Below are 22,059 nucleotides of genomic sequence, written 5' to 3'. Positions count from 1 at the left end.
TGAAGTTGTCGCGCTCAGGGAATCAAGACTGCAGCGCCGGTGACTCGGTCCTCGGCCAGATCGACCAAGGCCGAATTGGCTTCGGCAAGCGGATATTCGGTGGTGGTGACGTCGAGGTGGTGCTCGCCGGCAAACTCGAGGAACTCCCGAGCGTCGCCCCGCGTATTCGCTGTGACCGAACGTATTTCGCGTTCGTAGAACAGGTGTTTCTGATAGTTCAGGCTCGGAGTATCCGAGAGATGGATTCCGGCGATCGACAGGATTCCACCTCGATTCAAAGCTTCCATTGCCGGTGGAACGAGGTCGCCGACGGGAGCGAACAGAATGGCCGAGTCGAGCTTTGCCGGTGGAGGGTCATACGCATCCTGCACCGACGTGGCGCCCAACTCGGTGGCCAATGCGCGAGCCGATTCACTGCGCGTCATGACATGGACTTCTGCGTCGCGTGCCATCGCTACCTGCGCCGCGAGGTGGGCGCTCCCGCCGAAGCCGTAGATTCCTAATCGGCCACCCGCAGGGACATCAGCTCGCTGAAGTGCACGAAACCCGATGATGCCGGCGCAGAGGAGCGGCGCCAATTCTGCGTCGGAATATCCGGTGGGTAACTTGAGTGCGAATTCTGCTGTCGCCAAAGCATATTCGGCATACCCGCCATCGACATCCCAGCCCGTGTACGTGGAGTTGGGGCACAAGTTCTCACGGTCGCGAAGGCAGAACTCGCATCGCCCGCACGTGTAGTGCAGCCACGGAATTCCGACGCGATCACCCGGGACGAAATCTTCGACTGCGTCTCCGACCTTCTCGACCAGTCCGACAATTTCGTGTCCGGGGACCACATTGACGCGGTGTACTGGGAGGTCACCTTCGGCCACATGCAGATCAGTGCGGCACACTCCGCAGGCGAGGACTCGAACCAGCAGTTGTCCGGCATGGGGGACGGGTATTGACTGGTCGGCCTTGATCAGAGGATGTGTTCTGACGGGACCAGGCTCGTTGACCTGCCACGCAGTCATCGACGCAGGAGTTCGGGGACGGGTAGGCATGTCGGTCACAGTTGCCTCCGATCGTCGATCGTTGCGGGTCCAGCCGTAGGGCCGCTCCTTCAATCGTGCCTCGCTGCGGCGGGATGGGGAAGGGGTGACAATTCACCTGACTTGCCAGCGTGCCCCGTGTGCTGCCCCACGCGAAATTACTCGCGAAACAAGGTGTCAATGTGATCCCACGAATGGCCTGATAGGTGGGATTCACGATGTTTGAACCCAGAGCGGAGATCATGGTTATTTGGCACCGACCGCCCTTATCTGTCTGACCCCTATGCGACGATCCTCGCTATGGATGCGATCTCAACTGCCGAAACTGCTCAGGATGAAAGCGCCATCTACTTAGCAGCGCTGCCCCTCGCTCGTGCCGAAGTTCTAGTGCGACCCTGCCCCGTGCCGGCTTCCCCTGGTGTCTACGGCTGGTGGTTCCGAGAGTTGCCCGCTGACATCGACACGTCGGGTTGCGCTAAGAAGGACGGGTTGACCTTGCTGTACACGGGGATCAGCCCATCGGCACCGCCTACCAACGGCAAACCTCCTAGTACTCAGAACATCCGCAAACGCATCCGCACTCACTATTCAGGGAACGCGGAAGGATCGACGCTCCGCAAGACGCTCGGGTGTCTGCTGTCTAACCAACTGGGGATCGAGCTGCGTCGGGTTGGTTCTGGCAATCGTCGGACGTTCGTGACGGGGGAGAAGGTGCTGTCCGAGTGGATGGATGAGAACGCGTTGGTGTCGTGGGTCGAGCATCCTGAACCGTGGGTGTTGGAGCACAAGCTCATCACCACATTGGATGTGCCTCTGAACTTGGATGCCAACGCGCACAACAACTTTTACTTGTCACTCAAGGCAGTTCGTCGGGCTGCGGTAGTTCGAGCGAATGAGTTGCCTGTGATCCCGAATCCGGGTGTGGGTGGTCGGTGAGATCGACTTTCCGCTGCCGCCGAGGCTTGCCAGTGCTCTGGGCCGCAGCCGACTTTTCGGCTGCAGACGCGTTGCGGTAGAAGGAGAATGCGTACTTGTTTGAGAACGGTTGCCTCGTAGTCGGTTGTCTGCCGCCGAATGCTTTTGAAGGAAAGCGACTTTGATCTTGCGCTACTCGATTCGGGCTCGTCGTACTGCATTGTCGTACGACTGAGTCAAGCGTGGAGTCGGGGACATTGTGATTCGAACCCGTTGTGGTTCAGGGATTTCGCATCATTGTTTGGCTCTTTCGAAGCAAGATGTCGACCGAAACGAAAACTGCCCGGTGATCGTCGGAGTCGACGGACACCGGGCAGTTAAGTAAATGCGTGAGGGCTGGGATCAGCTCAGGTGCTGACCGCATACAGGCCAGGCCCCGACGCCCTGTCCAGCAAGAGTGGCGTTGGCGACAGCCTCTTGCTGTTCCCGGGTAGCCAGGTCGGCCCGCGGCGCGTATTGCAGACCGCCGTACGCCTCCCAAGTGCTCTGGGAGAACTGGAGTCCGCCGTAATAGCCGTTGCCGGTGTTCGCGGCCCAGTTGCCCGACGATTCACAATGTGCAACGCCCGACCAGTCATAGGAGGCGGCGGATGCTGTGCCAGTACTCAATCCGAGGGCGCCGGCCGCGAGGACCCCGGCGGTGGTGACGGAGGCGAGGGCGCGGGTAACGGTGCTCTTGGTCATTCGCAGAAATCCTCTCTGGTCCCGCCATTGGAGGACGGTGACCGTCTCAGCTCCCACCGCAAGGGAAGGTTTGTTGTCCGAAATCGCGGGGGTGGGATCGGCGCCGGCGATTCCGTGATGCCCGATTGCTGCTTGGGCTGACACCAAGAATAGCGAATTGTCACGAACGGGTCACGGGCTGGGCCGTCGGGATACTTGGACCCATCGGATGTGTATTTTCGTCGCATTTACGCAGGTAATTGTGCATTTATTGCCCGCTGGCCGTTATCCACCCGAGTCCGAATGTGATGGATTTCATGTCGTTCGAGCTATCGCGGACGGCTCGGCACGTGTCGTGAATGTCGGTCTTCCCGTTCGTCACAGCCTGAACGACCCGGTCGGCGGATCGAGCCAGTCCAGTTGTGCGGCGCTGCCCCGATCTCGGTTAGGAGATATGTTCTGGCCGAATTAGTTTCGGGTAATTTCCACGCAGAAGTCAACGTTTCAGGCCCGGGGTAGGGCGATCGTGGGCCATCTCTCGTTTGGGTCCGACACGAAAGAAATGATCCTGCGCTCCGCTACAGATCACCTAGGGTCTAGCGCATGGAGTCTTCGGTATGTTCAGTTCTGACGGCGCTGTATTCGGTTGTCGTTCTTGCGGTCGTCGTCAACCGTCGATCTGTTCACATCCACATCCGGCGGGAAAAGTTCTTCCAGCATATTGGCTTTGCCACTGCACTGACGGCAATTCTCGGGATCGTGATCTCCGTTCTGGGCGTGCAGAACGCCGGCCTGTCAGGTTTCTTTGCCGGGTTGAACTGGGCCGCATTCGCAGTGGCGCTGATCGGATTGGCGATCACGCTATTTGCCATTATCGCGAGCGCTGAACTCGAGGAAGACACCAGTGAGGGAGCCGAATTCGAACTTTAGTCGCAGTCGATGATGCTCCTAGCTCTCGCTGCCCGAAAGTTGTGCCATCCCACATCTACATCCGTGGCAATCGAAGGGGAGGGGATCGACGATGCGAACAGTCGGAATCATCGGAGGCGGTATCGGGGGCCTGGCAACGGCGCTAGCTCTTGCAGGCGCAGGATGGTCGGTCACAGTGTTCGAGCAAGCTCCGGCCCTTACCGAGGTGGGTGCCGGAATCACTTTGTGGCCGAACGCACTCGCTGCACTCGATCACCTTGGAGTAGGCGATGACATCCGAAGGAGAGCCGCCCCCGGCTGGGTAGGCGGGATACGTAATCGCCAGGGGCAGTGGTTGATGCGGACTAGTGAGGAGAGATTCCGTGCGATGCACGGCAACTTCGTCGCGATGCATCGCGCCGATCTGGTCGATGTTCTCCGCACAGCACTTCCAGAGTCGGTAACTGTACGGCTCGGCTCCCCGGTCACGGGGATTGAGGTGGGTGGTGCGATTCGATGTGGCGATCGCACTGAGAATTTCGATCTGCTCGTCGGCGCCGACGGAATCGACAGCCTCACGCGACAAACGATTTTCCCTGAGTATCCAGTACCGCGGTCGCTGAGCATTCGCGCGTGGAGGTGGATCGTTGATGACTTCGGCGTTGTCGATGTTGGTGGCATCCTCGGTGCCGGAACCGAATTCGGAATCGTTCCCCTGGGGAATGGGCGGTTGTACGTGTTCGCCGCCACCCGACTGTCGAAGGAAACGCCGGACCCGTCGTTGGACGATTTTCTGGACTGGCCGGGTCCGATTCCTCAACTTATCTCTGCTGTCGCGCCGGAGCAGATTCTTCGGCATGACATCAGGGATCTTCCGGCACTACCGTCCTTTGTTCGGAAAAGTGTTGTGCTCGTGGGTGATGCCGCACATGCGATGGGACCGCATCTCGGTCAAGGTGCATGTCAGGCGCTCGAGGATGCCGTCGCGCTCGGTGCTCATGCTCATGATGTGGCGACCTATGACTACCTGCGCACCGGGAGAACGCATCGCCTTCAAGTGCGCTCACGCCGATCCGCCCGAATTATCCTCACTCGTGGCGCTGGCGCTACTGCAGTTCGAGACCTCGTTCTGCGAGCGCTTCCCGCCGAGTTGTTTCTTCGGGGTATGGGATCGAACTTCAGTACTCGAAACATGATGTAAAACTCGAATTGAGGGTCGTCTACAACTGTGAACTGCGGGTAGTGCGGCTCGTCGTAGGTCCCGACAGTTTGTCGATCATTGCCGGTGTTCGACAGACGGGTATTCGAAATAACGGAGACCGCAACGGAGACAACCTAGCTCGGGAAGACATACGCGGCGATGTTGGATTCCGATGAGCCCTGACATCACCTCCCAGTGCGAAAGCTAAAGTTCCGCGATGACGACAATCGGGTTCCTGCATACATCAGCAGTTCATGTCCCAACGTTTGACGGGTTGACGCACCAGACTTGGCCGCTGCTCGCAACGATCCATGTGGTGGATGAAACATTGTTGACTCAGGCGCGGGCAGAGGGACCCGAGGCGACTCGGACCGCCGTGTTGGCTCGCCTCAACGAACTCAACTACCACGGTGCCGATATTGTCTGCTGCACCTGCTCGACGATTGGTGACATCGCGGAGCAAGCAGAGATTGACCTGCCCGTATTCCGCGTCGACCGCCCCATGGCTCGTCGAGCCGTCGCGTTGGGACCGCGGATCGGGGTCGTCGCCGCACTGGAGTCCACCTTGAAGCCCACACGGGACTTGATTGCCCAAGAAGCTGAGGCTGCGAGCATTGCGATCAGTGTCGAACTCGTGGTCGCTGGCCACTCGTGGTCGCTGTTCGAGGCCGGAGATATGGAGGGGTACATCCGTGTCATCACCGAGAGCGCACTCGCCCTTGAAGGCAGAGTCGACGTAATCGTGCTGGCCCAAGCGAGCATGGCGCCCGCTGAAAGGCACCTCATCGGCCTCTCAGTACCTATCTTGTCGAGTCCACGTCTCGCTGTTGAACATGCCGCCACGAGCAGTGAGTTGACCGTGCCGCAGCGCGGGTGACAGCTTCGGTCGCTGTATGTGGCGTTCGAACCCGGATATCCGTCAGTCGGCTCCGAAAACCGCAGCGAGGTCCTGCCTTTCGCCTCGGAGATCTCCTGCCGCGATCGCCTGCTCGACCGTCAGCATGCCTGACGCAAGGCCGAGCACCACCAACGGTTCTGCGCGAAGCACGGTCCCGGGTTGCGCATCGATATCGAGCACGACGTGGGTACCAAATTCGTCGACGCGCACCGTGACAGTCGTGCCGTCGACCTCCAAGCCGACGGTCGCGGGTACCTCGGTTCGCTTGCCGTCCAACAGCGATTCGATTGCCACCACCAACCAATGCGGTCGGAAACCATCGCGACGCGGGCCGGAAACCATGAGCGGCGTGCTCCAGTTCACGAGTGCCGCGACAGTGCCGCGAAGTTCGCTTCCCCAGGGGGTGAGTGCGTAGGCAACGCCGTTGCTGACGGCGTCAAGCTGGCGCCGGACCACGCCGGCTTCTTCCAGCTCGCGCAGGCGCTCGGCCAGCAGATTGGTGGAGATCCCGGGAAGGCCGGCCTGGAGTTGCCCGTAACGGGCCGGCCCCACGAGTAGTTCGCGCACGATGAGCAGGCTCCACCGGTTGCCCACGACGTCGAGCGCACGCGCCACGCCGCAGTAGTGGCCGTAGGACCGTTTGATTGCCATTTTGTCCTCCTTATCTCCCATCGGTCAGTGCTCGATCTCGATCTCGATCTCGTCGAAGTCGAGGGCCAGGAGCGTCGGCCGGGGGAGAACTCGGCGGCCGGGTCCCCGTGGCAACACGCGGCGCCGGGTGGGGAAGATGAGTCCGTCGAACTCGCGGTGTTGGTCGCAGTAAAGTGAGGCCGCGGCCCAGCCGCCTACTGGTTCGGCGACGAAGTCGTGGCGGCGGATCAGGCCGTCCCTATCGACGTAGAAGGTCTGTCGCCGGCAGTGGGTTTCGATGTGCGCGGGGAACGTTGCGTGGAGTCGTCGCCATGTCTGTCCTGATTCGCGCCATGGTTCGCCTTCGGTGACAGCGATGTCGTCGCGGGCGAGCAGTAGTGGTGAGGTCAGGTAGTTCCAGAAGGCGTATCCGGCGAAGTATGCGGTGTCGAGTGGGTCCCAGTGGACGTTGCGGCGGATTCCGCTGCGCCCGAAGAAGGCCGAACGTGGGTCCGTTCGGGTGTCGAGTAGTTCTCCGTCGGGGGTTTCGATCCGCACGTCGCCCCGGTCTAACACGGCGCGCTTGCCGGCTTGAGGGAAGTCATGGAGGACGGTGTGCGGCGCAGCGACTTGGATCTCAACGGTGAAGTTTGTCAGCTTGTTGCCGGAGAAGCGTGTGGGCAGCAGCCCGCCCAGACGTCCCCGAGCTGTGATCGCTGAAACGGACTGCCACCGTTCAGCGCCGCCGTGTGCGGCTAGGACATCGTCGAGCAATTTGCTCATTCGGACGCTCCCATCTGTTACTTCATGTTTGATTGTGGACTATAGAAGAACAAGTTAACTGAACATAGCCAGCGTCGAGGAGGATCGGAAGATGGCGACCACGAAACCGGTAGGCGAACGTCCGGCGTGGGTGGACGACGAGTTGTTCCCGTTCGAAAGCCACTTCGTGGAGCTGGACGGAAACGTTGTGCACTATGTCGACGAGGGCTCCGGTCCTACCCTGCTGATGCTGACCGGAAATCCGGTCTGGTCCTTCGCCTACCGCGAGGTGATCACCACCCTGCGAGCCAGGTTCCGGTGCATCGCCGTGGACTTTCCGGGATTCGGTCTGTCCACCGGCGCCCCGGGCTATCAGTACCTGGCGCGCGACCACGCGGAGCTGCTCGTGTCCTTCCTCGACTGCTTGGACTTGACGCAACTGACGCTGGTCGGTCACAACTGGGGAGGCCCGTTCGGTCTGTACGCCGCCCAGCAACGACCGGACAAGTTCGAACGCCTCATCCTTACCAATACTTGGGCGTGGCCGTTGAACGGTGATCTGTCCAGCGAGCTGTTCTCGCGCGGCGTAGGGAATCCGATTGGACGCGCTCTTATTCGGCGGTTCAATCTGATGGTTGAGTACTACATTCCCTCAGCTCACAAGCGGCGGAAGCTGTCCGACGCCGAAATGGCGCACTACCGCCAGGCAATGCCCACGCCAGCGCGTCGCCAACCCTGCGCAACTCTTCCTGGCGAGCTCATCGGGGCTCGTGGGTTCTTCACCGATCTCGAGGACCAACTCAGCTCACTCGAGAAAATGCCCACGCTGATCGTGTGGGCCGATGCGGACCCGATCTTCACAAAGATGTACCGAGATCGCTTCGAAGCGATTTTCCCTAACCACACTACGACGGTGCTCCACGGAGTGGGCCACTTCCTGCAATCCGACGCACCAGCCGAGTTCAGTGAAGCCATCGAGACCTGGTGGGCAGAACTGGCCGGTGATGGCGGCGAGACCCATAGAGGACCCGAACCCGTCGCCGACAACAGACCCACCTAGGCGACAGTCAGCCTCAGAGGCGCGGCGATCAGGGACTACGAAGATCATCGCTGTCGGACCCTCGTGCGAACCTATGTCCGTGGCACCGTTGTTGTCAGGACCCCGAGGCGATCACCGGTCCGGTGACGCCACGATCCTGCATGCCGATCTCGATTCGTTTTATGCCTCGGTCGAGCAGCGGGACGATCCAGGATTAGCTGGCCGGCCTGTGATCGTGGGTGGCGGAGTGGTCCTGGCTGCGAGCTACGAGGCAAAGGCCTTCGGTGTCAGAACTGCGATGAGTGGTGGTCAGGCGCGGGCACTGTGCCCGCAGGCAATTGTCGTTCCGCCGCGGATGGAGGCTTATTCGCAAGCGAGCAAGGATGTTTTCGAGGTCTTTCACGACACCTCGCCGCTGGTCGAAGGAATTTCGATCGACGAGGCATTCCTCGAAGTCGGGGGACTGGCTCGGATCGTCGGAACACCGCTGCAGATCGGTGCGAACCTCCGACGAGACGTCGCCGAGCAGGTCGGTTTGCCGATCACCGTGGGTATTGCCCGCACCAAGTTCTTGGCGAAGGTCGCAAGTGCATTCGCCAAACCCGATGGGCTGCTGTTGGTGCCACCCGACGGCGAGACCGAGTTTCTCCATCCGTTGCCCGTCGGGAAATTGTGGGGCGTCGGCAAGATTACGGCGCAGAAGCTTCGCGATTTCGACATCGTGACGGTCGGGGATATCGCTCGGCATGACGAGTCGTCAATCATTTCGATTCTGGGCCGCGGCGCCGGACGTCACCTGTATGCGCTGTCGCACAATCAAGATCCGCGGCCGGTTCGTGCTTATACAGGCCGCAGTTCGATGGGAGCGCAGCACGCGTTGGGTCGAGGTGCCCACTCGCGATCCGATCTCGAGGCATCACTGATGTCGCTGACAGATCGGGTGAGCCGGCGTATGCGCTCATCGAAGCGGACCGGACGCACCATCACACTCCGACTTCGCTTTGCTGATTTCACGCGGGCTACGCGTTCTCAGACACTGCGACGCTCTACCGCTGATACAGCTGAACTCCTGAAGGCCGCGATGATCCTGCTCGCGGACGCGGCGCCGATGATCGCAGACAAGGGCATCACGTTGATCGGCGTAGCCGTATCGAATTTGGATAACGACGGCGCTGAGCAGCTCGAATTATCCTTCGACGGTGGTCCCGATACGGCAGCCCTTGACTCGGCGATGGACAGCGTTCGGAAGAAGTTCGGCTCGGCCGCTCTCACGCGCGGCGTGCTGCTGGGCCGCGACCCGGACATCGCGGTGCCGCTGCTCCCGGACTAGAGAGATTCTCCCTATCCGATCTGATCGCTCCACACGGCTTTCGCGCCGCTTTCACCGATTCGATAAACCTGAACCATCGAACCTGCAGCGACAAGAACAGATATGACGGCAACTGCAATCACGATCACCTTCCACACCGGCGCTGACGGTCGATCAGCTCGCCATTCAGTGAATCGTTTGGAATGAATGATCCACCAGATGGCGGCAAGAACGAATACCCCGATGGACCAGAACAGCATCTGTTCACCCAGCTCGGCATGGGCGTCGATCAGGGGATCGGGTGGTAACTGATCCTTCAGCCATTGACCGGCGTCGGTCGTGATCGGCACTAACACGAGCGTGAGCAACGCGACGACCGCTGGGGCCAAACCCAACCGAACCCTGGCAGCGGGCCAGCACACCGCAACGATCAGCAGTATCGCGGAGATCAGTACCAGGACAACGACAAAATGAATGAGAATCGGGTGTGCGGGTAACCCGTTCACCGTGGTTAGTCCCATGAGCGTTCTCCAATCATCGGTGCCCCGGCTTCGATAGATTTCATGACGCCTCACTTCATTCGAAGTTCTTTGCCTTGCAGTCGAGATAATCGATGATCCGCTGTCGAGCAAGGCGTTCGCTCAGTTCCGGCAGAGCAAGATTTGACGCCCACGACAAGTCGGCCACGCAACCGTCGACGACGATGCCGATGGATTCCGCGGAGATGAGGCCGCAGAACTCTGCGGTGAGGCGCTGGACGGTCAGTTCATGTTGTTCGGAGATGGTCATCGAATCCGTGTGATGGGACGGTTCGAAGTGAATGGTCATGTTTTCAGCCGATCAATATGATGTGCAATGGGTTTGGGATTTTCGTTCACGGTGTGCGGGGTGAGTGCACGATCAGTAGCGGGCACACCGCCGTGTGCATGAGGCGTCGGCTGGTTGAGCCGAGGAGCATCGAAGTGAACCCGCCACGGCCGCGCCTGCCGACAACAACCAGTTGTGCTGATTTCGATTCGGTGATCAATTGCCGGGCGGGTCTGTCGTGCACCACAACCTGCCGGATCGCGACATCCGGATTCTTTTCCCGCCAACCGGCAAGTCTTTCGGAGAGCACGGCATGTTCGGCCGTGGAGATCGCGTTCCAGTCCAAGGCAACACCGTCGGGGTCGGAGCGGAATGCTGTTGAGAGACGGGAATCGCTCCACGCATGGACGGCAACAAGATCTACTCCGTGGAGGGACGCCGTTTCGAACGCTTCCGTGATTGCCGGTTCACTGTTTTCAGTGCCGTCGACACCGACCACGACGGGACCGTCGAGTGGTGGTCGTTCTGATTCGGGAAGGTAACGAATGACCGCTACCGGGCACTGTGCATGCAATACCACTGCGGCGCTGACGGATCCGAGTATCCCCTCGGCGAGTTGATCAAGTCCGTGCGAGCCTACGACAAGCATTGCAGCGTCTCGTGATTCAGCGAGAAGGATCTCGACTGCGTTCCCGAACTGCAGATGCTCGACCACGCTGATTCGGGTGGTGCCAGCTGGCGTGTCTGCGACAGCGTCCAGCGCCACTGTATGCGCTTTCGACAGCCGTTCCCGACCCTCGTACCGCTGTTCCGGAAAGTCGGGTGCTCCCAACTGCACTGCGTGTCGAAATGTGTTCGCGGAGCCAGGCATTGCGGCAACCAAATGCAATGGTCGACGGCGCAGTGCGGCTTCGCGCGCTGCCCACCAAACGGCATTCAACGCGCTGCCGGAGCGGTCAACTCCGACGACGATGGGAGCACGAGTAGTCATGGTTTTCCTTCGGGTTCCAAATGCCGTGTGTACCTCGGCGTACCGAGAATTGTTTCTGCCCAATCGCGCACCGCGTTCCAATCGCGATAGTCACCTTCCGGAGCGTGCACGACCCTTACCGCGACACGCTCACCGAAACCGAGTTCACTAGGATCAAGTTTGCCCGCGAACAAGCGATGTTCCACTGCACCTGTAGTTTTCAACAAGTCGGGGATGTCGGCCGGATCTCCGACAGGTGGGTCATTGTCGCCGACAGGGCCGGAGGAGAACAGCCAGACCTGTCGCAGGCGCAGTGCGTCGGCGAATCGTTCCGCGAAGCTCTTTGCGTCTTTCAGCCAATGGCCGAGGTAGATCGCACTGCCCAAGATAATCGTGTCGTAGTCGGTGATTTCGTGGACTGCGGCCGGTGCGATGAGGTCGACTTCGGCACCGTTGTCACGGAGGGCGCCGGCGAGTGCTTCGGCGATTTCATCCGTCGAACCGTGTCGACTTGCGGCTGTGACCAGGGCTCTCATCTATTCCTCCACGCAGATTATTGGTGTCGATGCTTGCACCGAAATTCAAAGATGTGTGTCGGGGCTCGAGTGCGGGCCTCACCCCGAATTGTTCCGTGACGAGGGGTCTGGCGTGAGAGTCGCGAGGTGCATTAAAAAGGGTCTTTGGACCATCTCGCCGGTGTTCGACGGCACGGGTCAGATGCGGAGTGTCCGTCTAACGTGGAGAGTGACACTCACCGCGGGATCGGTGACGGTAGATCGGTGACCCTAACTCAGGGAGGCACGATGGAACCTCGGGAGTCTGCACATCTTGTTAGCGCGGTTGGGGAGACTGTGGCAATCGCCGGAGATGGCGACGTGCGGTCTTTTCCCGTCGGAGTGTGGATGTTGACGGACGGTCGACGTGTTGCGGTAGTCGGTGAGGGGGGCCCGATTTCGACGGGTGACGTCGACGGCGCGCTGTTGATCAATGCTGTACAGGCGCGGTGGCCCGGGGCCATTGTGCTCGAGAGGCAACCGGTGGTCGGCAGTGTTGCCGATCCTCGGGGTTACTCGGCCAGATACGTCGAGGTCCACGCTGATGGTTCACGTGCGGACCCGGAGTTTGCAGATCTTGCGAATGCCGGCTTTGCGGTGGGACCCGCTCCCTGAGCCACTCCGAGGGGACGGACGTGGATGGAGCAATGGTGAAGCACTTGTTGCCGCTGGACGCCGACATCGATTGCTGTGGAGGTCGCCATGGTCAGACCTCCGATCATTGTGGCAATAGACGGATCCCAGCACTCGCTGGACGCGTTGCGGTGGGCCGCACGCGAGGCAACTCTGCGTGCGGTGCCATTACTTCTGTTGTGTTGCACCACGTATCGCCGAACAGATGATGGTCCGCACCTCGTCCGAGAGTTACACGCTCGGGCAGATCGAGTGCTTGCTGCGGCACTCGAGGTGGCTAGAGCGGCGACAGCTGGCGAACCGATCGAGATCCAGACCGAGGTGTCGCTCCAGTACGCGCCGGGAGTTCTGATCGATCGCTCCGCGGGGGCCGTGATGATCGTGCTCGGACGCCGCGGGCTAGGCGAGTTCTCCGGTGGGCTTATCGGCTCGGTGAGCTCGGCGGTGGCCCGTCAAGCACATTGCCCGGTGGTCGTGATCGACGGTTGGTCCAGGGTCAAGGACAGCGCGGGACCCGTTGTGGTCGGCGTTGACGGGTCGATGAACAGCGAACCGGCCATCGGCCTCGCCTTCGAGGAATCCGCCCTTCACGGAGCGCCACTGATTGTGCTGCATGCTTTTTTCGACCAAGATCTGTCATCGACGCAGGTCGATGCAGGGGCCGGGGTCCGCGCCGCGGTGGAAGCGGCAGGACGGTTGGTGCTGGCGGAAAGTGTGTCCCGGTGGTGGAAGCGGTTCCCTGACGTCGGGGTGCGGCAAAACCTTGTTCGGGATCGGCCCGTGCATCATCTCCTCGCGTTGGCGGGTGACGCCCAGCTGGTTGTGGTCGGAAACCGGGGACGGGGCGGTTTTGCCGGGATGGCTCTCGGCTCAACAGGTTCAGCCCTATTGCATAGAACTCCGTGCCCACTGGTGATTGTCAGACGGCCCGGCGGGGAAAGTGTCGATGAACACGCATCACCGGAGTTGAGTTCATGACTGGAACTGCGATCGACCCACGGCGTAACGACCGCCGACTGTCGGAAATACCGGAAGCTCTGACGTCGCGAGATCAGTTGACCGTCCTTTTGCGTTCCTATCGACTCGCAGTCTTTCTGGACTTCGACGGCACCCTCTCGAACATCGTGAACGACCCGACAGCTGCCACCCTCGTCGACGGCGTAGCTGAAGAGCTCGCCAGGCTGGCCCGTAGTTGCCCGGTAGGTGTGATCAGTGGCCGCGATCTGGCAGATGTACAAACCCGAGTGGGCATCACGGGGATCTGGTACGCGGGTAGTCACGGTTTCGAAGTGGTCGGACCGGACGGCCAACACGACCGAAATGATGCAGCCTTGGCCTCGGTGCCGGATCTCGAGCGTGCCGCAGAGGTCCTTCGGAGCCGTTTGTCCGGCGTGCCGGGGGTTGTGGTGGAGCACAAACATTTTGCTGTTGCCGTCCATCATCGGAACGTCGACGTCGACAGGGTCGGCGAGGTTGTCGCCGCGGTCCACGAGGTCGCGGACCGAGCCGGGCTCCGTGTCACCAGCGGGCGCAAGGTCACCGAGCTTCGCCCCGACGTCGGCTGGGACAAAGGCCGGACACTGGACTGGATTCTCGATCACCTCGCGCACAGCGATAACGTGCTGCCGATCTACATCGGCGACGACCTCACCGATGAGGACGCCTTCGTCGCGCTGGCGGACCGCGGCGTCGGAATCGTGGTGCGCCACTTCGAGGACGGCGATCGGCAGTCGGCTGCTCGGTTCGCGGTCGACAGCCCCGACCAGGTCCGCCAACTGCTGCAATGGCTGGCAGATCTGCTGGGCAGCGGCCCGGAGACGGTGCCGCCTCCCGACGATCCCTGGACGGTGTTCTTCGACGGGTACGACCCCAATGCCGAAAAGTTGAGGGAAGCGCTCTGCACGGTCGGTAACGGGGCTTTCGCCACTCGCGGTTGCGCACCGGAGTCTCGCGCGGGGGTCGTGCACTACCCGGGTACGTACGCTGCCGGCATCTTCAACCGTCTGAAGGACGAAGTATCCGGGATTACGGTCGACAACGAGAGCATCGTGAACCTGCCGAACTGGTTGCCGGTGACGTTCCGGATCGAGGGCGGCCCGTGGTTCGATATCGACGCTGCGGAGGTTCTCGAGTACAGCCAGTACGTCGATCTTCGCCGGGGCGTTCTGACTCGCCGGTTCCGAATACGCGACAATGAGGGCCGCACCACCTCGGTTGTCCAGCGGAGATATGTTGCGATGCATCTCGCACATGCCTGCGCCCTCGAGATGAGGATTGTGGCCGAAGACTGGTCGGGCCGACTCGAGATCCGCTCGCAACTGGACGGCACTGTCCGCAACGCGCTGGTCGAGCGCTATCACGAACTCGGCGGTCACCACCTCGAACTGCTGCAGACCACTGCACTGTCCGGCAACACAGTGCTGCTCGCGGTGCAGACCAACAGTTCCGGGGTGCCGGTGGCGATGGCGGCACGAAATACGGTGTGGCGCAATGGAGAGCCCTTTCCCAGTGAGTATCGACTGGTGGAGGGCGACGGCCGGATCGGGCACGACATCACTCTGCATCTCGAAGTGGGCTGCTTGGTGACTCTGGAGAAGATGGTGACTCTGTTCACCGGACGCGATCACGCGCTGTCCGAGCCGGCCGACGAAGCCGAGCGCTGGCTCTCTCGTCTGGGCCGTTTCGACGTGGTGCTGGGCGATCACGTGCTAGCGATGGTGGGGCTGTGGGACCGCATGGGCATCGACCTCGACGGTCATGGCCACGCACTGCGCGTCATCCGGTTCCACCTTCTTCATCTGTTGCAGACGGTCTCACCGAATACCGCCGACCGTGACGCGGGCGTGCCCGCTCGTGGATTGCACGGCGAGGCCTATCGCGGTCATATCTTCTGGGACGAGTTGTTCGTTTTTTCGGTGCTGAACCTGCGCCTACCTAAGCTGACCCGGTCGTTGCTCCGGTACCGGTACCGCCGTTTGGGGGAGGCCCGCCGGGCCGCGATAGAAGCCGGTCAGCAGGGCGCGATGTTCCCGTGGCAGTCGGGTAGCGACGGACGGGAGGAGAGCCAGCAACTGCATCTCAATCCGAGATCCGGTCGCTGGAACCCGGATCCGAGCCGGCGCCAGCACCACATCGGCATCGCGATCGCCTACAACGTCTGGCAGTACTACCAGGTGACCGGAGATCTCGAGTACCTGATCGATTGCGGCGCTGAGATGTTGGTGGAAATCGCTCGCTTCTACGCGGGCCTCGCCTCCTTCGATCAGGTACGGGGTCGGTACGTCATCCGCGGGGTCATCGGCCCCGACGAGTTCCACTCCGGATACTCGAACGCTCCCTACGACGGGATCGACAACAACGCCTACACCAACGTCATGTCGGTCTGGGTGATCCTGCGGGCACTCGAGGCGCTCGACGCGGTCCCGCTTCAGATCCGGTCGGACCTCACTCAGACGCTGGGCCTTCCTACGGAGGAGATCGAGCGTTGGAGGGATATCGCTCGCAGAATGTTCGTCCCGTTTCACGATCAGGTCATCAGCCAGTTCGAAGGATACGCGGACCTTCCGGAACTGGATTGGGAAGAATATCGCTTGCGCTACGGCGACATCCAACGTCTCGACCGACTCCTCGAAGCAGAGGGCGACGACGTCAATTGTTACAAGGCGTCGAAGCAGGCTGACGTCGTGATGCTGTTTTATCTGCTGTCCGCTGACGAGTTGCGTTGCATCCTCGAAGGTTTGGGCTACGAATTTGCGGGTGATGCTATTCCGAGGACCATCGACTATTACATGGCGCGTACGTCGCACGGTTCGACGCTGAGTGGCGTCGTCCATTCCTGGGTGCTGGCCAGGGCCAATCGCGACCGGGCGATGGAATTTTTTGACCTCGCACTCAAATCCGACATTGCCGATATTCAGGGTGGAACCACCGCGGAGGGAATTCACTTGGCCGCCATGGCCGGCAGCGTGGACCTATTGCAAAGGTGCTTCACCGGGCTCGAGACACGAGGTGACCGCCTGATCTTTTCCCCGCACTGGCCAGAACCGCTCGGTACCCTGGAGTTTCCCATTTTCTACCGGGGACACCGTCTGCGTCTGCGCATTAACGGGAAGGTAGTCCAGGTCAGCGCCGGGATGGGAAATCAGCCGTCGATCGAGATCGAATGCCGCGGTCAGGTTGTGCAACTCCATCCGGGTGCCACAGTCCGACTGGCGTAGCGATCATGGTTCTAGGTAATCGATCTGGCTGACATCGGATACCGCCACGTCTGCGCCGTTCTCGGTCAAGGCTGCAAAATTCTCCGCGGGACCCAAGCCGACGCACAGTCCGAAGCCTCCGGAACGGCCAGCGCGGATTCCGGCGGTCGCGTCTTCGACGACAACACAATCAGATGGTGAAACTGAAAGTCTCCGTGCAGCTTCCACGTAGGTGTCGGGGTCTGGCTTACCTCGTAGGCCCAATTTCGCGGTGTCGATTCCGTCTACGCGAGTATCGAAGTAGTCGGTGAGTCCTGCTCGATCTAGTACATATCGCGCATTTTTGCTTGCCGACACAACAGCCGTGCGAACGCCCATCGAACGCAACTGCTGAATCCACCGAACCGTGGGAGTGATCACCTCGACGCCACTTCGATCGAGTTCGTCCAGAAAGTAAGTGTTCTTGCGGCGAAGGAGGTTACGGATTGTGATGGCGTTCGGGGCGTCGTCAGGGGTACCGGGCGGTACAACTGCGTGGCGCGAATCGAGATAGGACTTCAGGCCGCGCCCCCGGTCCTTTCCGTCGATGTATTGCCGGTAGTCGTCGTCACTGAGTTCCACGTTTCCCACATCGCCATGCTCGGTCAGGTCCTGGAACAGACGACGCCACGCCGCGAGGTGGAGACGCGCGGTGTCGGTGACCACGCCGTCCATGTCGAACAGAACCGCACGAAAGACCTTGCCGCCGATCATGATGGAGGCCCGAGATGGTGTGTCTGTGTGCACCACGGTCACCGATGACTGTTGACGACCATGAGCGGACACTGCGCGCCGTGAAGAACTTCCCGGCACGTACTTCCGAGAAGCATGCCGCTGAACCCACCGCGTCCCCGTCGGCCGAGAACGATCAATTGCGCACGTCCGGAATGGTCGATCAGATTCTGGCCAGGCTTGTCCTTGACCACGATGGTGTTCACACTCACGTCCGGATATCGGTCGCCGAATCCGGCCAGACTTTCTGCCAGCAGTGCGCGTTCGGTGTCCTGTCGCGCTTGCCAGTCGACGTTCTCGAACTTCGAGAAGACAACTTCCAGAACCACATCCGACCAGGCGTGGACCGCCACCAGATCGACGCCCCGCAGTGAGGCCTCCTCGAAGGCTGCAGCAATGGCAGGTTGACTGTGAATACTTCCGTCGACTCCGACGACCACGGGGCGCGCGTCATCTTCGAGTCCGTCACCAGCGACGCCACGAACGACGATGACCGGACACAGTGCGTGCACTGCCAGGGACGAGCTCACCGAACCCACCAGCCCACCGGTGTATTCACCGTGCCCACGGGTTCCGACGACCACGCTCCGGGCGGTCTTGGAAATCTGCCGAAGTACAGAAATTGGTGGATCCGAGGCGAGTTCGACCTCGATCTCGAGTTCGCGTTTGCCGATGGCAGATTTGGCGAGTTCGCCGGCTTCCGTCAATCGCTTCTTCGCCGCCCCTTCCTGCTCGTCGAAGTAGGTTGCGGGCATACCGATCGGAACGCCGTAGGTGGTCGGCGTGAATATCGTCGTGACCAGGAGCAGTGGCGCGCCGCGAAGAGCGGCGTCACGTGCACCCCACCACACGGCGTCACACGATTGCGTCGATCCGTCGAATCCGACGACGACCGGTGGATTGATTCTCACGACTGTTCTCCTTCGGCATTCGAGACACGAGTAGTGGGACTGTCTTTGAATCGTCGGACAGCGGCGGGTGAACTAGCAGAGGAAAAGGTCCTTTCCGTTGTCACCTTCTTTCTTCGTGTGTGCCTTCGATTCCAGATTTCGGTAAAGCGGTGACAATCGGCACTTCTGCGGATGGTCGAGTGCTGCGACGCTTCAACTGACAGCCGCATCCGGGCCGTTCATCAGTCGATATCGGAGTAGAAATGGACCCCACCCGACCCGACTCGAGCGTTCTACAACTCGCCGTTGATCTGGCGTGCCGAGCACCCTCGCTGCACAACAGTCAGCCGTGGCGATGGAAGTACGTCGACGGTCAGCTGCAGCTTCTCGGTGACCACACCAGACTCTTGCCGGCGACAGACCCGACCGGTCGACAGCTTCACATCAGCTGCGGCGCTGCACTACACCACTTGAGTGTGGGACTTCTGGGACTGCGCTGGAGCGCCGACATTCGATACGAAGAGCGTGCGGTGTCCCCGAATCTGCTTGCAACGATCAGCTTTCGGCGTGATGCCCGTCCACGCTCCCATGATTTCGACATGCTAACGGCTATCCGTCGTAGGCGAACGGATCGTCGGGCATTCGGGGTCTTCGAGGGTATCGACGCGCTGGTCGAGTGTGCTGTTGATCAGGCCCGGGAATTGGGGGTCAGCGTTGTCGCGTTGGATCCGCTCCAGAGAGAAGGACTTCTCGAGGCAACTGAATCGACGGCGTCGGCGCGGCGCTATGATCCGGAGTATCAGGCCGAGTTACATTGGTGGGCAGGGCATTCCCTGGCAACAGGCGGTATCCCGGAGACGTCGCTCGTTTCGGGTGTGGCAGGAGTTCCGATCGGTCGTACCTTCCCTTCGCGGCAGAATGCACCGCCGGAAGAATCCGGTTCGGTTGACGAGTCGACTGTACTCGCATTCGGAACGCCTTCGGACGCGAGAACCGATTGGCTGCACTGTGGGCGGGCACTGTCCGCCGTCCTGCTCGAAGCGACGGTGCGAGGGGCGGCGACCTGCCCGCTGTCACACGTGACCGAGGTACCGAGGAGTCGTTCGGTGATTCACCGGATTGTGCCCGAGATCGGGGTACCGCAGATGCTGCTGCGCATCGGACGTGCCCCGAGCGGTACGCCGCCGGTATTGACGGCCCGCAGGTCGGTGGCCGAAGTTTTCTCGCCGAGTTGATTGGGTCGGTCGGTGATGGGTAGTCGAGGAGTGTGGGTATTCGCGCCTACCTGCGTGGAGAACGGACGTCTTGATGATCGATGTATTTCTGGTCGACGACCATGAGGTCGTGCGCCGTGGTCTCGCGGAGTTGCTCGACGACGATCCAGAACTCCGTGTCGTCGGTGAAGCGTCGAACTACGCACACGCGATTGCGCGAATTCCGGCACTCGACCCAGACGTGGCCGTTCTCGATGTTCGACTACCCGATGGAAACGGCATCGAACTGTGCCGGGAACTGCTGTCGAAACTACCCGGACTGCGTTGTCTGATTCTCACATCGTTCGAAGACGATCAGGCGATGTTGGACGCGATCCTGGCCGGCGCCAGTGGATACGTCGTCAAGGACATCCGGGGTCTGGATCTGACCCGGGCAGTCCGTGATGTCGGATCGGGAAAGTCTCTGCTCGACAACCGTGCAGCCGCGGCATTGATGGCGAAGCTGCGTACCGACGCCGCAGACAAGAACGGGCCATTCGAGGAACTGACCGAGCAAGAGCGTGTCTTGCTCGGGTTGCTGGGAGAGGGCCTGACTAACCGGCAGATCGCGGCGAGGATGTTCTTGGCGGAGAAGACCGTGAAGAACTACGTATCTCGATTACTGGGCAAGCTGGGTGTCCAACGTCGTACGCAAGCGGCGATTCTCGCAACCAAGATGCGCGAACGCTTGCCACGGACATGACTGACGAAAAACCAAGTTCAGAACGTCTTTTCGAACCGGCTCGGGTCGGAGCGGGTGTCCGATCGGACGGTGGCGCTCATCTCGACGGACTCCTGGAAGCGTTGCTCGCAGTGTCCGCAGGACTTGATCTGGATGCCACACTGCGCACGATCGTAAGATCTGCAATCACTTTGGTCGACGCGAAGTTCGGTGCGCTGGGTGTTCGTGGTGAGGGCGACGAGTTGGAACAATTCGTGTACGAGGGAATTGACGAAGCTACCCGTGAACTGATCGGGGATCTGCCACGTGGACGCGGTGTACTCGGCGTCTTGATCTCGGATCCGCAATCACTTCGCTTGGATGATCTGTCGCAGCACGAGGCGTCCGTCGGATTCCCGGAGCATCACCCGCCGATGCACACCTTCCTCGGTGTCCCCATTCAAACCAGAGGCACTGTGTTTGGCAACTTATACCTGACCGAGAAGTCCAACGGTCGGTCCTTCACGGCGCATGACGAGATGATCGTTCGAGCTCTCGCATCGGCAGCGGGAATCGCGATCGACAACTCTCAGTTGTACGCACTGGCTCAGATCAAACAAGAGTGGCAGTACGCGACCAGTGAGGTGGCAACCGCGCTATTGGCGGGTGTCGACGCGCTCGAGGTTCTGCAATTGATATCGGACAGGTCCTTGTCGCTCACACAATCGGACTGTGCGTTCCTGGCGGTGCCGCCCGATCCCGAACTGACGTCGGCGGACGTGACCGAGTTGGTCATCACCGTCGCGAGCGGTCCGAATTCCGAGATCCTCGTCGGGCGTGGAATCCCTTTGGACAGTTCGACATCCGGGCAGGCCTACCGGTTGAAGAAGCCGATTACCGTCGACTCTCTGGAGTTTGATCCGGGCTTCAGTGACGAACAGACGTACGGTCCCACAATTGTTCTACCGTTGCGCGACGGTCAACAGGTCATGGGTGTACTGGCAGTTCTGAAAGCTCGAGATGCTCAGCCTTATCGGCCGGATCAAGTGTCCTTGATGTCTGCGTTTGCAGATCAAGGTGCCGTTGCGCTCCGCTTGGCCGGCAATCAACAACGGATGCGTGAACTGGACGTACTCTCGGATCGTGATCGGATCGCCCGCGACCTGCACGACCACGTCATCCAGCGTGTGTTTGCGGTAGGCCTGTCGGTGCAAGGGACTTTGCAACGCGCGCGTTCGCCAGAAGTTCAGCGAAGGCTCAAAGGGACGATCGATGACTTGCAGGACATCATTCAGGACATCCGTCGAACTATCTTCGATCTGCACGCCTCCGACGACGAAGTACCCACTCTCCGTAGTCGCCTCCACAGCGTTGTCGCAGCGGCGACTGCCGACACAGACCTGAAGGTGACCTTGCAAGTGAAAGGTCCACTCTCCGTGGTGGATCCGCAGATGGGGGACCATATCGAGGCTGTGCTGCGCGAGGCGCTGAGTAACGTGGTGCGACACGCGGAGGCATCAGCGGTCATTGTCACCGTTGACGTGCAGGACGATTTGACGCTCACCGTGGCGGACGACGGAGTCGGAATTCCGCTGGGAATCCGCCGTCGAGGATTGAACAATTTGGCTGATCGGGCGTCCGAACTCGGCGGAACATTCGAACTGCGAACTACCGCTGGAACAGGCACCACCCTGGCCTGGTCGGTTCCGCTCCCGGAAGGGACCGAGTGACGATGACACGGATTCTGATCGGATACGCGAGCGCCAAGGGAAACACGGAGATTGGCCACTGTTCGGTCGAATTGTCTTCGCACTCATGGGCGGTAGATACGGTGACGCACGAGACTGGTCGGACATCGAGATGTGGGCCGACACTATTGTCGGGCAACTTCGAAGTGGAGTACCCGA

21 protein-coding genes and 1 pseudogene are annotated in these 22,059 nt (G+C 60.7%); 12 read left to right on the top strand and 10 right to left on the bottom strand.

The features are described from left to right. Positions 1-14: 14 nt before the first annotated feature. On the bottom strand, positions 15-1,013 hold the full coding sequence (locus tag BDB13_RS23180; RefSeq protein WP_094273877.1) for a zinc-binding alcohol dehydrogenase family protein: 999 nt from the start codon (positions 1,011-1,013) through the stop codon (positions 15-17). 318 nt (positions 1,014-1,331) lie between these two features. On the opposite strand from BDB13_RS23180, the gene BDB13_RS23175 reads away from it, so the two are divergent. Then, on the top strand, positions 1,332-1,967 hold the full coding sequence (locus BDB13_RS23175; protein ID WP_254922933.1) for a GIY-YIG nuclease family protein: 636 nt from the start codon (positions 1,332-1,334) through the stop codon (positions 1,965-1,967). Positions 1,968-2,351: 384 nt separating this feature from the next. Here the strand turns inward: BDB13_RS23175 and BDB13_RS23170 are convergent. Beyond that, positions 2,352-2,690: pseudogene (locus tag BDB13_RS23170) on the bottom strand (transglycosylase family protein); the annotation flags it as partial. Positions 2,691-3,272: 582 nt separating this feature from the next. Here BDB13_RS23170 and BDB13_RS23165 point away from each other — a divergent pair. The 3 genes from BDB13_RS23165 to BDB13_RS23155 all read left to right on the top strand — a co-directional run bounded on the left by BDB13_RS23165 (position 3,273) and on the right by BDB13_RS23155 (position 5,656). Beyond that, a complete protein-coding gene (locus tag BDB13_RS23165; RefSeq protein WP_094273876.1) occupies positions 3,273-3,599 on the top strand; it encodes a hypothetical protein in 327 nt (108 codons plus the stop codon). A gap of 91 nt (positions 3,600-3,690) precedes the next feature. After that, positions 3,691-4,779, top strand: coding sequence for an FAD-dependent monooxygenase (locus BDB13_RS23160; protein ID WP_094273875.1), 1,089 nt, complete (start codon positions 3,691-3,693; stop codon positions 4,777-4,779). Between the two features lie 217 nt (positions 4,780-4,996). After that, the gene (locus tag BDB13_RS23155) at positions 4,997-5,656 is read left to right on the top strand and encodes an aspartate/glutamate racemase family protein (RefSeq protein WP_094273874.1); all 660 of its coding nucleotides are present in this window, start codon (positions 4,997-4,999) and stop codon (positions 5,654-5,656) included. Between the two features lie 42 nt (positions 5,657-5,698). On the opposite strand, the gene BDB13_RS23150 is transcribed toward BDB13_RS23155, so the two are convergent. Both BDB13_RS23150 and BDB13_RS23145 read right to left on the bottom strand, forming a co-directional pair. Next, positions 5,699-6,328, bottom strand: a complete 630-nt coding sequence (locus BDB13_RS23150) for a winged helix-turn-helix transcriptional regulator (protein WP_094275135.1) — start codon at positions 6,326-6,328, stop codon at positions 5,699-5,701. A gap of 24 nt (positions 6,329-6,352) precedes the next feature. Then, entirely contained in the window at positions 6,353-7,090 is a 738-nt protein-coding gene (locus BDB13_RS23145; RefSeq protein WP_094273873.1) for a hypothetical protein, read from the bottom strand. Between the two features lie 91 nt (positions 7,091-7,181). On the opposite strand from BDB13_RS23145, the gene BDB13_RS23140 reads away from it, so the two are divergent. Beyond that, positions 7,182-8,129, top strand: a complete 948-nt coding sequence (locus BDB13_RS23140) for an alpha/beta fold hydrolase (protein ID WP_094273872.1) — start codon at positions 7,182-7,184, stop codon at positions 8,127-8,129. Between the two features lie 73 nt (positions 8,130-8,202). After that, the gene (dinB, locus tag BDB13_RS23135) at positions 8,203-9,438 is read left to right on the top strand and encodes a DNA polymerase IV (protein WP_094273871.1); all 1,236 of its coding nucleotides are present in this window, start codon (positions 8,203-8,205) and stop codon (positions 9,436-9,438) included. A gap of 11 nt (positions 9,439-9,449) precedes the next feature. Here dinB and BDB13_RS23130 read toward each other — a convergent pair whose 3' ends face one another. The 4 genes from BDB13_RS23130 to BDB13_RS23115 are packed head-to-tail and all read right to left on the bottom strand — an operon-like array spanning position 9,450 to position 11,730. Further along, positions 9,450-9,938, bottom strand: coding sequence for a DUF2231 domain-containing protein (locus BDB13_RS23130; RefSeq protein WP_094273870.1), 489 nt, complete (start codon positions 9,936-9,938; stop codon positions 9,450-9,452). 55 nt (positions 9,939-9,993) lie between these two features. Beyond that, complete coding sequence (locus tag BDB13_RS23125; RefSeq protein WP_094273869.1) at positions 9,994-10,245, bottom strand: hypothetical protein; 252 nt, start codon at positions 10,243-10,245, stop codon at positions 9,994-9,996. Between the two features lie 46 nt (positions 10,246-10,291). After that, complete coding sequence (locus BDB13_RS23120; protein ID WP_094273868.1) at positions 10,292-11,215, bottom strand: universal stress protein; 924 nt, start codon at positions 11,213-11,215, stop codon at positions 10,292-10,294. Further along, positions 11,212-11,730 (bottom strand): flavodoxin domain-containing protein, encoded by a 519-nt coding sequence (locus tag BDB13_RS23115; protein WP_176459656.1) that lies wholly within the window; start codon positions 11,728-11,730, stop codon positions 11,212-11,214. Before BDB13_RS23115 ends, BDB13_RS23120 begins: the two co-directional genes overlap by 4 nt. 339 nt (positions 11,731-12,069) lie before the next feature. Here BDB13_RS23115 and BDB13_RS23110 point away from each other — a divergent pair, with 339 nt between their 5' ends. The 3 genes from BDB13_RS23110 to otsB all read left to right on the top strand — a co-directional run bounded on the left by BDB13_RS23110 (position 12,070) and on the right by otsB (position 16,598). Further along, positions 12,070-12,363 (top strand): hypothetical protein, encoded by a 294-nt coding sequence (locus tag BDB13_RS23110; RefSeq protein ID WP_141210682.1) that lies wholly within the window; start codon positions 12,070-12,072, stop codon positions 12,361-12,363. A gap of 87 nt (positions 12,364-12,450) precedes the next feature. Then, a complete protein-coding gene (locus BDB13_RS23105) occupies positions 12,451-13,359 on the top strand; it encodes a universal stress protein (protein ID WP_094275133.1) in 909 nt (302 codons plus the stop codon). Further along, positions 13,356-16,598, top strand: coding sequence for a trehalose-phosphatase (gene otsB / locus BDB13_RS23100; RefSeq protein ID WP_094273866.1), 3,243 nt, complete (start codon positions 13,356-13,358; stop codon positions 16,596-16,598). The genes BDB13_RS23105 and otsB overlap by 4 nt, the downstream gene beginning before the upstream one ends. A gap of 3 nt (positions 16,599-16,601) precedes the next feature. Here otsB and BDB13_RS23095 read toward each other — a convergent pair whose 3' ends face one another. Both BDB13_RS23095 and BDB13_RS23090 read right to left on the bottom strand, forming a co-directional pair. Continuing rightward, complete coding sequence (locus BDB13_RS23095) at positions 16,602-17,363, bottom strand: HAD family hydrolase (protein ID WP_254922932.1); 762 nt, start codon at positions 17,361-17,363, stop codon at positions 16,602-16,604. Between the two features lie 5 nt (positions 17,364-17,368). Then, positions 17,369-18,259: a universal stress protein gene (locus tag BDB13_RS23090; protein ID WP_094273865.1), complete on the bottom strand. Its 891-nt coding sequence runs from the start codon at positions 18,257-18,259 to the stop codon at positions 17,369-17,371. 242 nt (positions 18,260-18,501) lie between these two features. On the opposite strand from BDB13_RS23090, the gene BDB13_RS23085 reads away from it, so the two are divergent. The 3 genes from BDB13_RS23085 (at position 18,502) to BDB13_RS23075 (ending at position 21,882) form a co-directional block, all read left to right on the top strand. Then, positions 18,502-19,473 carry an Acg family FMN-binding oxidoreductase gene (locus BDB13_RS23085; protein ID WP_094273864.1) on the top strand — a complete coding sequence of 324 codons (972 nt, stop codon included), beginning with the start codon at positions 18,502-18,504 and terminating at the stop codon, positions 19,471-19,473. A 73-nt stretch (positions 19,474-19,546) separates the two neighbouring features. Beyond that, positions 19,547-20,194: a response regulator transcription factor gene (locus BDB13_RS23080; RefSeq protein WP_094273863.1), complete on the top strand. Its 648-nt coding sequence runs from the start codon at positions 19,547-19,549 to the stop codon at positions 20,192-20,194. Then, positions 20,191-21,882 (top strand): sensor histidine kinase, encoded by a 1,692-nt coding sequence (locus tag BDB13_RS23075; RefSeq protein WP_094273862.1) that lies wholly within the window; start codon positions 20,191-20,193, stop codon positions 21,880-21,882. The genes BDB13_RS23080 and BDB13_RS23075 overlap by 4 nt, the downstream gene beginning before the upstream one ends. The last annotated feature ends 177 nt before the right edge of the window (positions 21,883-22,059 follow it).

The organism is Rhodococcus sp. OK302 (assembly GCF_002245895.1).
Lineage (GTDB): Bacteria > Actinomycetota > Actinomycetes > Mycobacteriales > Mycobacteriaceae > Rhodococcus_F.
The sequence above is the reverse complement of the archived record's forward strand: the minus strand, read 5'-3'. Positions and strand labels throughout refer to the sequence as shown.

Coding starts and splice junctions, on each gene's coding strand:
- BDB13_RS23180 (WP_094273877.1), bottom strand. CDS start 1,013: ATGACTGCGTGGCAGGTCAACGAGCCTGGTCCCGTCAGAACACATCCT.
- BDB13_RS23175 (WP_254922933.1), top strand. CDS start 1,332: ATGGATGCGATCTCAACTGCCGAAACTGCTCAGGATGAAAGCGCCATC.
- BDB13_RS23165 (WP_094273876.1), top strand. CDS start 3,273: ATGGAGTCTTCGGTATGTTCAGTTCTGACGGCGCTGTATTCGGTTGTC.
- BDB13_RS23160 (WP_094273875.1), top strand. CDS start 3,691: ATGCGAACAGTCGGAATCATCGGAGGCGGTATCGGGGGCCTGGCAACG.
- BDB13_RS23155 (WP_094273874.1), top strand. CDS start 4,997: ATGACGACAATCGGGTTCCTGCATACATCAGCAGTTCATGTCCCAACG.
- BDB13_RS23150 (WP_094275135.1), bottom strand. CDS start 6,328: ATGGCAATCAAACGGTCCTACGGCCACTACTGCGGCGTGGCGCGTGCG.
- BDB13_RS23145 (WP_094273873.1), bottom strand. CDS start 7,090: ATGAGCAAATTGCTCGACGATGTCCTAGCCGCACACGGCGGCGCTGAA.
- BDB13_RS23140 (WP_094273872.1), top strand. CDS start 7,182: ATGGCGACCACGAAACCGGTAGGCGAACGTCCGGCGTGGGTGGACGAC.
- dinB (WP_094273871.1), top strand. CDS start 8,203: ATGTCCGTGGCACCGTTGTTGTCAGGACCCCGAGGCGATCACCGGTCC.
- BDB13_RS23130 (WP_094273870.1), bottom strand. CDS start 9,938: ATGGGACTAACCACGGTGAACGGGTTACCCGCACACCCGATTCTCATT.
- BDB13_RS23125 (WP_094273869.1), bottom strand. CDS start 10,245: ATGACCATTCACTTCGAACCGTCCCATCACACGGATTCGATGACCATC.
- BDB13_RS23120 (WP_094273868.1), bottom strand. CDS start 11,215: ATGACTACTCGTGCTCCCATCGTCGTCGGAGTTGACCGCTCCGGCAGC.
- BDB13_RS23115 (WP_176459656.1), bottom strand. CDS start 11,730: ATGAGAGCCCTGGTCACAGCCGCAAGTCGACACGGTTCGACGGATGAA.
- BDB13_RS23105 (WP_094275133.1), top strand. CDS start 12,451: ATGGTCAGACCTCCGATCATTGTGGCAATAGACGGATCCCAGCACTCG.
- otsB (WP_094273866.1), top strand. CDS start 13,356: ATGACTGGAACTGCGATCGACCCACGGCGTAACGACCGCCGACTGTCG.
- BDB13_RS23085 (WP_094273864.1), top strand. CDS start 18,502: ATGGACCCCACCCGACCCGACTCGAGCGTTCTACAACTCGCCGTTGAT.
- BDB13_RS23080 (WP_094273863.1), top strand. CDS start 19,547: ATGATCGATGTATTTCTGGTCGACGACCATGAGGTCGTGCGCCGTGGT.
- BDB13_RS23075 (WP_094273862.1), top strand. CDS start 20,191: ATGACTGACGAAAAACCAAGTTCAGAACGTCTTTTCGAACCGGCTCGG.